At 72.3% G+C, this 8,858-nt stretch carries 8 protein-coding genes and 1 riboswitch; of the genes, 6 read left to right on the top strand and 2 right to left on the bottom strand.

Features of this window, described 5'->3' with window-relative positions; translation table 11 throughout:
* Nucleotides 1–64: 64 nt before the first annotated feature.
* A riboswitch (cobalamin riboswitch) is annotated at nt 65–204 on the bottom strand.
* Between the two features lie 127 nt (nt 205–331).
* Nucleotides 332–559 carry a hypothetical protein gene (locus M8J74_RS14715; protein ID WP_058926122.1) on the bottom strand — a complete coding sequence of 76 codons (228 nt, stop codon included), beginning with the start codon at nt 557–559 and terminating at the stop codon, nt 332–334.
* 34 nt (nt 560–593) lie between these two features.
* Nucleotides 594–1,838, bottom strand: a complete 1,245-nt coding sequence (locus M8J74_RS14710; protein ID WP_249836823.1) for an inorganic phosphate transporter — start codon at nt 1,836–1,838, stop codon at nt 594–596.
* A 236-nt stretch (nt 1,839–2,074) separates the two neighbouring features.
* Here M8J74_RS14710 and M8J74_RS14705 point away from each other — a divergent pair, with 236 nt between their 5' ends.
* The 6 genes from M8J74_RS14705 (at nt 2,075) to M8J74_RS14680 (ending at nt 8,854) form a co-directional block, all read left to right on the top strand.
* Nucleotides 2,075–2,803: a class II aldolase/adducin family protein gene (locus M8J74_RS14705; RefSeq protein WP_249836822.1), complete on the top strand. Its 729-nt coding sequence runs from the start codon at nt 2,075–2,077 to the stop codon at nt 2,801–2,803.
* 116 nt (nt 2,804–2,919) lie between these two features.
* Nucleotides 2,920–4,038: an alpha/beta hydrolase gene (locus tag M8J74_RS14700; RefSeq protein WP_249836821.1), complete on the top strand. Its 1,119-nt coding sequence runs from the start codon at nt 2,920–2,922 to the stop codon at nt 4,036–4,038.
* A 169-nt stretch (nt 4,039–4,207) separates the two neighbouring features.
* Nucleotides 4,208–5,605: a hypothetical protein gene (locus M8J74_RS14695; protein WP_249836820.1), complete on the top strand. Its 1,398-nt coding sequence runs from the start codon at nt 4,208–4,210 to the stop codon at nt 5,603–5,605.
* A 149-nt stretch (nt 5,606–5,754) separates the two neighbouring features.
* The gene (locus M8J74_RS14690; protein WP_058926127.1) at nt 5,755–7,353 is read left to right on the top strand and encodes an ABC-F family ATP-binding cassette domain-containing protein; all 1,599 of its coding nucleotides are present in this window, start codon (nt 5,755–5,757) and stop codon (nt 7,351–7,353) included.
* Between the two features lie 352 nt (nt 7,354–7,705).
* Nucleotides 7,706–7,927, top strand: coding sequence for a helix-turn-helix domain-containing protein (locus M8J74_RS14685; protein WP_004002281.1), 222 nt, complete (start codon nt 7,706–7,708; stop codon nt 7,925–7,927).
* 123 nt (nt 7,928–8,050) lie between these two features.
* A complete protein-coding gene (locus M8J74_RS14680; protein ID WP_058926128.1) occupies nt 8,051–8,854 on the top strand; it encodes an enoyl-CoA hydratase/isomerase family protein in 804 nt (267 codons plus the stop codon).
* The last annotated feature ends 4 nt before the right edge of the window (nt 8,855–8,858 follow it).

Raw genomic sequence — 8,858 nt, 5'->3', positions numbered from 1 at the left:
GGTGCACCTCAACAGGCAGCCGCGCATGGCGATATGTCCTCACTCAGGGTGTCCGCGCCCTGGTTCGACGAGACCGGCGGTGGGAGTTCCTGGCTCCCGGGGCTACCTACCCCGGTGACAGTGGCGGGACCGCGCCGGAATCGCACCGGCTTCCTCCCTTGCCGCCGTACATGGCTCCGGCAGTCCACCATGCGCCCGAACGGCAGTCAACTTGCCGTTGACCTGCGGCGCGGGAGTGTGCTGAGGCCCACACGCAGGGGGTCGCCGGGGTCACCGGAACGCGTGATGCCGGGACGGATCACCGTCCCGGCATCACAGGTGCGTTCGAGGCTCAGGCCTTGTTCATGATGAGCGAGATTCCGTACGCGACGGCCGCCGCGCATCCCGCGAAGGCCACGTAGGCCCCGGTCGCCGCGAGGGCCGCGGAGTTGCCCTCGGCCACGGCCCGCTCCTTGCGGGACAGGCCCATCACGCCGAGGGTGAACAGGGCGACGAGACCCACGGTGACCGCGAGGCTGACGCCGAAGACGGAGCCCAGAGCTGCCCAGTCGATCTTCATGCTGCTGATTCCTTCGTTACCGGATGCTCGGGACTCAGACGGCGGCCGGCGGGGCCGCCGACTCCGTGGTCGTGGACGTGGCCGGCGCCGAGATGGTCGCCGTCAGCTCCTCGCCGACCGGGCCCGCGGGCGGCGGGATCACGGCGGCGATGGCCGTGGTGACCACGCCGGGCGGTTCCTCGGTCTCGTTGACGTTGGACGCGTCGACGACCTCGCGGCGCGAGAGCTTCCAGATCGCGGCGCTCGCGGCGACCAGGAAGACGGCGACGACGGCGGTGCCCCAGTCACCGAGGTCCGTGACGGACTCGGCGCCCGCGCCGACGAGCGCGGCGGCCGGGAGGGTGAGGACCCAGGCGACCAGCATGCGGGTCGCGGTGGACCAGCGCACCACACCGCCCTTGCGGCCCAGGCCCGCGCCCATCACCGAGCCGGAGACGACGTGCGTGGTGGACAGGGAGAAGCCGAGGTGCGAGGAGGCCAGGATCGCCGTGGCGGCGCTGGTCTGGGCGGCGAAGCCCTGCTGCGGCCGCAGCTCGGTCAGGCCCTTGCCCATGGTGCGGATGATGCGCCAGCCGCCGATGTAGGTGCCGAGCGCGATGGCCAGACCGGCGGAGAGGATGACCCAGGTGGGCGGGTCGGCGTCGGGGGCGACGACACCGCCGGCGACCAGGGCGAGGGTGATGATGCCCATCGTCTTCTGCGCGTCGTTCGTGCCGTGCGCCAGGGAGACCAGGCCGGCGGAGGCGACCTGCCCGGCGCGGTAGCCCTTGGCCGCCGCCTTGCCGTCGGCCTTCTTGTCCAGGGTGTAGGAGAAGCGCGTCGCGAGGAACGCGGCCAGACCGGCCACGATCGGGGCGGCGAGCGCGGGGAGGAGAACCTTGGTCGCGAGCACGTCGCCGTGGACCGCGCCGAAGCCGGCCGAGGCGACGGTGGCGCCGATCAGACCGCCCATGAGGGCGTGCGAGGAACTGGAGGGCAGGCCCACCAGCCAGGTCAGCAGGTTCCAGAGGATCGCGCCGACCAGGGCGGCGAAGATGACCTCGGGACGGATGCCGGTCTCGTCGACGAGACCCTTGGAGATCGTGTTGGCGACCTCCACGGAGAGGAAAGCGCCCACAAGGTTCAGCACGGCGGACATGGCCACCGCGACCTTGGGCTTGAGTGCACCGGTCGAGATGGTGGTGGCCATCGCGTTGGCGGTGTCGTGGAAACCGTTCGTGAAATCGAACGCGAGTGCGGTTACCACCACAATCGCGAGGATCAGCGAGAAGTTTTCCATTTACCCAGGCAATCGTTCGAAGTCATCGGACGGTTGACCGTAAATAACCTGGGTGAACGGAAGATGAACTGAGGTGGGCATCAGGGTGTCGGAAACGGGGCGCCGGGCGTCGTGCGGTCCGCGCTCGGCCCGCAGCACGTCGGGTTGTATACGTCCGCGCGTTTCGGACGGGCGGCTTCCGCCCTGAATCGCACGCGCCTGGAGACGTCCGGCACCCTCTTTGGCAGGATCGCCGTATGGCTGATCAGCGGCGGGAACAGGGTGACGGGCGGGATCTCCGACAGGACGCGCGGGACGTGCCGCCGGGACAGGGGAGGGCCGCCCTCCCCGAGGAGGCCCGTGCCTGGGAGGCGCTCGTCGCCACGGCCCGCCGCACCGTCGCCGACGGCCTGGTCGTCGGCACCTCCGGCAACGTCTCGGTGCGGGTCGGTGACACCGTCCTGGTCACCCCCTCCGGCGTGCCCTACGACCGCCTCGGCCCGGCCGACATCACAGGAGTCGCCCTCGACGGCCGTCAGGTCCTCGGCACCCTGGTGCCGACCAGCGAGCTGCCCATGCACCTCGCGATCCACCGCTCCACCGACGCCCGTGCCGTCGTCCACACCCACGCCGTGCACGCGACGGCCGTCTCGACCCTCGTGCCCGAGCTCCCGACGATCCATTACATGTCCGCCGCCCTCGGCGGACCCGTCCGAGTCGCCCCCTATGCGACGTACGGCAGCGGCGAGTTGGCCGAGAACATGCTCGACGCCCTCGACGGCCGCACCGCGTGCCTGCTGCAGAACCACGGCACGATGGCCCACGGCGCCACCCTCGACCAGGCCTACGACCGCACGGCCCAACTGGAGTGGATGTGCCGCCTGTGGCTCACCGCGTCCTCGGTGCCGGGCCTGTCGCCGAACCTCCTGACCCGCGAACAGCTGGACGAGGTGGGGGAGAAGCTGAAGGGGTACGGGCAGCGCTGACGGGGGCGTCACGGGGTAACCGGGAGGGCGTGAGCACACCACATCGCCGCCGCACGACGTCACCCCGCTCCCGCCTTCCGCTGGCCGGTCACCCCCACCGCCAGGACACTGGACAGGTGCGTACTGCCAAAGCGACGGCCGCCGCCGTCACCGTAGCCCTCGCCGCCGGCGCGGCCTCCGTGGCCGCCGGCCGCCTCGCCAGCGGCGCCGCGCTCAAGACGGTGCCCGGCAGGCCCCTGCCCACCGAGCCCCGCCTCACCGTGCACGCCACCGCGGCCGGCCGCGTCACCCTCACCCGCCACCTGGCGGCGCTGCGCCCAGGCGTCTACGGTCTCGCGGGCGACTCCAGCCACGCGGTCGTCGGCCCCGTGCTCGACTCCGCCGACCACTCCGCCGACACCGTCGTGCGCCGGCTGGAGCGCGTCACGCACGGCACCCTCGAACGCCGCGACAAGGTCTGGTTCACCCCCAACCTCCACGTCGGCAACCCCCGCGACGCCCTCGGCCTGGACCACGCCGACGTCGACATCCCCGGCGAACTCGGCCCCCTGCCCGCCTGGTTCGTCCCCGGCGTGCGCGACACCTGGGTCATCGCGGTGCACGGCCTCGGCACCACCCGCGAACTCCCCATGAACGTCATGGAGTTCCTGCACCGCCAGCGCTTCCCGGTGCTCGCGCCCGCCTACCGCGGCGACCTCGGCGCCCCCCGCTCCCCGGACGGCCTGAACCACCTCGGCGAGACCGAGTGGCGCGACCTGGACGCGGCCATCCGCTACGCCATGAGCCACGGCGCCGGACGTATCGTCCTGCACGGCTGGTCCACCGGCGCCGCCATGGCCCTGCGCGCCGCCGCGCACTCCGGTCTGCGCGGGAAGATCTCGGGACTGATCCTGGACTCCCCGGTGCTCGACTGGCCGACCACCCTGCGCGCCCTCGCCGCGGCCCACCGCACCCCCGGCGCCCTGCTGCCGCTCGCCGTGCGCGCCGCCCAGGGCCGCACCGGACTCGACCGCGACCGCACCGCCGAGACCGTCCGGCTCACCGTCCCGACCCTGCTCTTCCACGGCCCCGACGACACCCTCGCCCCCTGGGAGCACTCCCGCCGCCTCGCCGACGCCCACCCGAACCTCGTCGCCCTGCACACCGTCCGGGACGCCCCGCACTCGGCCATGTGGAACGCCGACCCGAAGGCCTACGAGGAGGCGCTGCGCCGCTTCCTGACCCCGCTGATGTGACCTCCCCGGCCCCCTCGGCCCGAACCGTTGGCCCCGGTTCCGTTTAACGTCGAACCGCTGGCCTGAACTCGGTCCCGGGCCGTCCCCGGGGGCCCGCCCTTGGCCAGTCCCGTCGCCGCCCGTGACCTTCCGTTTGGGTTTTCGGACCGTCAACCGGAAGACTGCACCCGTGACGTCCCGTATCCCGCGCGACTCCAGGCTTCGACTCGTCCGCCCCCGACCCCTGGCCGCCGCCCCCACAGCTGTGAACCAGCGGCGCCCGCGCCGCCCCGCGCCCCGCCCCCCGGAGGGCACACCGGCCCCCGCGGAGCTGGCCAGAATGGCGCGCTCCCACCTGGCCGCCGCCGCCCGCGTCGCCCGCTGGGCCGACGTCGCGCTCGGCCCGGGCAGCGACGGCGCGGGAGACGGCAAGGCCACCCTCGCCGACACGACCGCCGAACGCGCGGCCGGGGACCTCGGCCTGACCGCCGCTCAGGTCCGCGCCGACTGGGACACCGCCCGCCTCGCCGGCCTCGTCGAGGTGCACGGGGACAGCGCCCGCCCCGGCTGGCGGCTGCGCGCGTGGGACCGCGACGACAGCGCCGTGCTGCGCGGCTGGGTCGCCCTCTTCGACGCCTGGTCGCTCGCGTACCCGGAGCCCGCGGACCACGAGCCCGCCGCCGTCGCCGAGGTCGTCTCGGCCATGCCCCAGGTACTCTCCTTCCTCCAGCTCTCCGCCGGGCCCGTCCCCGTCGAGCAGCTCCTGGACCTGCTGGAGCAGCGCGTCACCGAACTGCGCACCGAACGCTGCGAGATCCCCTACGGGCCGCAGCCCGAGCGCGTCGAGCCCCCGCGGTCCGAGGACACGCCGCTCGCCCCCCTCCTGGACTGGGCCCTGCACGCCCTCGCCTCCGTCGGCGCCCTCACCTACGGCGACGGGCACGCCACGCTCACCCCGCTCGGCAGCTGGGCGGTGTGGGTCAAGCTGGAGCAGATCTGCGTGGCCGCGCAGAGCCCCGCCGGGAACATCGAGGCCGTCGCCGAGGAGATGCTGCGCGGCTGCGCCCAGCTCCGCCCGAACGCGGCCCGCGCCGAGTACCGCGCCTGGCTCGCCGCCCGCCCGGTCGGCAGCGCCGTCACCGAGCTCATCGCCGCCGCCCGCGGCGACGACGCCCTGCTGCGCGGCCTGGCCTTCGAGGCGCTGCGCGTGGTCGGCGCCCCCGCCGAGCCCGACGTCCGCGCCGTCGCCGAGGAGCCCACCCTGCGGCCGTACGCCCTGCTGTGGCTGGCCGAGCACGACGGCGCCGACGCCGAGGACGCCCACGAGGTGCTCACCCGGCAGGAGGCCACCTGGCTGTGGGTGGACACCGCGGCCGCCGTCGCCGACCACGGCGAGGCCCCGATGCTCGTGCGGCACCTGGAGTCGGCCGTGCAGCCCACCGTGCCGATGCTCCTCGACGAGGTCCGCGCCGTCGGCCACCCCCGTACCGTCCAGGTGCTGGTCGCCCTCGCCGCCGCGCACCCCGACCCGGCCCTCGCCAAGGCCGTGCGCCGGGCCGCCTTCCAGGTGCACACCGGAGGCAGCTGAGGAGTGCCGTAACGAACACCTGGACGCCGGAAAAGTGCTTGCACGGCCCCGTTAGACTTCTCCCATGGCCATTCTCCTCGCGCATTAGACGGCGGGAACGTCCTCAGCCGCCCACCCGTCAACACCCATATCCGCCCTGGAGTCTGTCCGTGATCTCCGCCTCCGGTATCGAGCTGCGCGCCGGCGCCCGAGTCCTCATCGAGTCCGCCACCTTCCGGGTCGCCAAGGGCGACCGCATCGGCCTGGTCGGCCGCAACGGCGCCGGCAAGACCACCCTCACCAAGTGCCTGGCCGGCGAGGGCATCCCCGCCGGCGGCACCATCACGCGCTCCGGCGAGGTCGGCTACCTCCCGCAGGACCCGCGCACCGGCGACCTCGACGTCCTCGCCCGCGACCGCATCCTCTCCGCGCGCGGCCTGGACGTCCTGCTGCGCAAGATGCGCGAGAACGAACAGCGCATCGCCAGCGGCCAGGGCGCCACCCGCGAGAAGGCCATGCGGCAGTACGAGCGCCAGGAGACGGAGTTCCTCACCAAGGGCGGGTACGCCGCCGAGGCCGAGGCCGCCACGATCGCCGCGGCGCTCAACCTGCCCGACCGGGTCCTCGGCCAGCCCCTGCACACGCTCTCCGGCGGTCAGCGCCGCCGTATCGAGCTGGCGCGCATCCTGTTCTCCGACGCGGACACCCTGCTGCTCGACGAGCCCACCAACCACCTCGACGCGGACTCGATCATCTGGCTGCGGGACTACCTGAAGACCTACCGCGGCGGCTTCATCGTGATCTCCCACGACGTCGACCTGGTCGAGACGGTCGTCAACAAGGTGTTCTACCTGGACGCCAACCGCGCCCAGATCGACGTCTACAACATGGGCTGGAAGCTCTACCAGCAGCAGCGCGAGGCCGACGAGAAGCGCCGCAAGCGCGAGCGGCAGAACGCCGAGAAGAAGGCCGCGGCCCTGCATTCGCAGGCCGACAAGATGCGCGCCAAGGCGACCAAGACGGTCGCCGCGCAGAACATGGCCAAGCGCGCCGACAAGCTCCTCGCGGGCCTCGAGGCGGTGCGGATGCAGGACAAGGTCGCCAAGCTCCGCTTCCCCGAGCCCGCGCCGTGCGGCAGGACCCCGCTGACCGCCGAGGGCCTGTCGAAGTCGTACGGCTCGCTGGAGATCTTCACCGACGTCGACCTGGCCATCGACAAGGGCTCCCGGGTCGTCATCCTCGGCCTCAACGGCGCCGGCAAGACCACCCTGCTCCGGCTCCTCGCGGGCGTCGAGCAGCCCGACACCGGCGCGGTCGTGCCCGGTCACGGCCTCAAGCTCGGCTACTACGCCCAGGAGCACGAGACCCTCGACGCCGACCGCAGCGTCCTGGAGAACATGCGCTCGGCCGCCCCCGACATGGACCTCGTGGAGGTCCGCAAGGTGCTCGGCTCCTTCCTGTTCTCCGGCGACGACGTCGACAAGCCGGCCGGCGTCCTGTCCGGCGGTGAGAAGACCCGTCTCGCCCTGGCCACGCTCGTGGTGTCCTCCGCGAACGTCCTGCTGCTCGACGAGCCGACGAACAACCTCGATCCCGCCAGCCGCGAGGAGATCCTCGGCGCGCTGCGCACCTACAAGGGCGCGGTCGTGCTCGTCACCCACGACGAGGGCGCCGTCGAGGCGCTGCAGCCGGAGCGCATCATCCTGCTGCCGGACGGCGTCGAGGACCTGTGGGGTGCCGACTACGCGGACCTCGTGGCCCTGGCCTGAGGGTCAGCACCGCTTGATCGAATGTGTGATCAACGGCGTATGGATCATTCGGCCGACCGGTGATCCACCATCTGTGTGAGATCTCCTCGTACCGTCGTGTGTCCTACATCCATTTCGCGGCCGAGTCCTTTATCGACAAGGGCTCGGCCGTCGTACGTCCCTGACCTGCCGGTTGTCGAAAGAACCCGTTCGGCGGTACGAACGCCCCGTCGTGGAATTCCTGATTCCGCTTGTGGGGATGCGCTCCTGTCGTCAAAACCCTGTCTCACGGACCTTGCCGAATGGGTGGCCATCGCGCCCCGGAGGGGTGATCATGAGGAGACCAGAGCGCACTTCCCATGAGGAGGCACGGGTGGCCGAGACTCTGAAGAAGGGCAGCCGGGTGACCGGCGCCGCGCGCGACAAGCTCGCGGCAGACCTGAAGAAGAAGTACGACTCCGGTGCGAGCATTCGGGCACTGGCCGAGGAAACCGGCCGCTCGTATGGCTTCGTTCACCGGATGCTCAGCGAGTCGGGCGTCACGCTTCGTGGGCGTGGCGGCGCGACACGGGGCAAGAAGGCCGCCTCGTCCTGACCCGGGCGGCCCACCGGCTTCGATGGTGGCCACCCGGTCGGTCGGCTGACCGGCCGGGTGGTTACTGTGCAGTCACTTAGCTTGTACGTCTGCTCTGCTGACCGCACTCATCGGAGGCGCCCCATGGCCACGCCCGCCAAGGACCTCGGTCCCGTACTCGACAAGGACGGCGTACGGCTCACCGTCGACGACGCGATCGCCACGGTGACGCTGACCAACCCGGCCAAGCGCAACGCGCAGAGCCCCGCCATGTGGCGCGCGCTCGCCGAGGCCGGGCGGGTCCTGCCGGGCTCCGTCCGCCTCGTCGTGCTGCGGGGCGAGGGGCAGTCCTTCTCCGCCGGCCTCGACCGGCAGATGTTCACGCCCGAGGGCATCGAGGGCGAGCCGACGTTCATCGACCTGGCACGCAGCAGCGACGGTGAACTCGACGCGAGCATCGCCGGCTTCCAGGACGGTTTCACCTGGTGGCGGCGCAGCGACCTCATCTCCGTCGCCGCCGTGCAGGGGCATGCCATCGGCGCGGGCTTCCAGCTCGCCCTCGCCTGTGACCTGCGCGTCGTCGCCGACGACGTGCAGTTCGCCATGCGCGAGACCAGCCTCGGACTGGTGCCGGACCTGACCGGCACGCACCCGCTCGTCGCCCTCGTCGGCTACGCCCGTGCCCTGGAGATCTGCGTCACCGGCCGCTCCGTCCAGGCCGAGGAGGCGGTCGCCACCGGCCTCGCCAACCTCGCCGTCCCCGCCGACCAGCTCGACGCCGCCGTACGGGACCTCGCCTCGGCGATCCTGGCCGCGCCCCGCGACGCCGTGATCGAGACCAAGGCCCTGATCCGCGGGGCGCAGGGGCGTTCCTACGACGACCAGCGGGCTGCCGAGCGGGCCGCGCAGGCCCGGCGCCTGCGGGACCTCGCCGGCCTCGGCGAGTGACCTC

Source organism: Streptomyces panaciradicis (genome assembly GCF_023516615.1).
In the GTDB taxonomy this organism is placed as follows: domain Bacteria; phylum Actinomycetota; class Actinomycetes; order Streptomycetales; family Streptomycetaceae; genus Streptomyces; species Streptomyces panaciradicis.
The sequence above is the reverse complement of the archived record's forward strand: the minus strand, read 5'-3'. Positions and strand labels throughout refer to the sequence as shown.

Excerpts from the sequence above, each read along its gene's own strand:
- M8J74_RS14705 (WP_249836822.1), top strand. The coding sequence starts at position 2,075 with ATGGCTGATCAGCGGCGGGAACAGGGTGACGGGCGGGATCTCCGACAG.
- M8J74_RS14710 (WP_249836823.1), bottom strand. The coding sequence starts at position 1,838 with ATGGAAAACTTCTCGCTGATCCTCGCGATTGTGGTGGTAACCGCACTC.
- M8J74_RS14680 (WP_058926128.1), top strand. The coding sequence starts at position 8,051 with ATGGCCACGCCCGCCAAGGACCTCGGTCCCGTACTCGACAAGGACGGC.
- M8J74_RS14715 (WP_058926122.1), bottom strand. The coding sequence starts at position 559 with ATGAAGATCGACTGGGCAGCTCTGGGCTCCGTCTTCGGCGTCAGCCTC.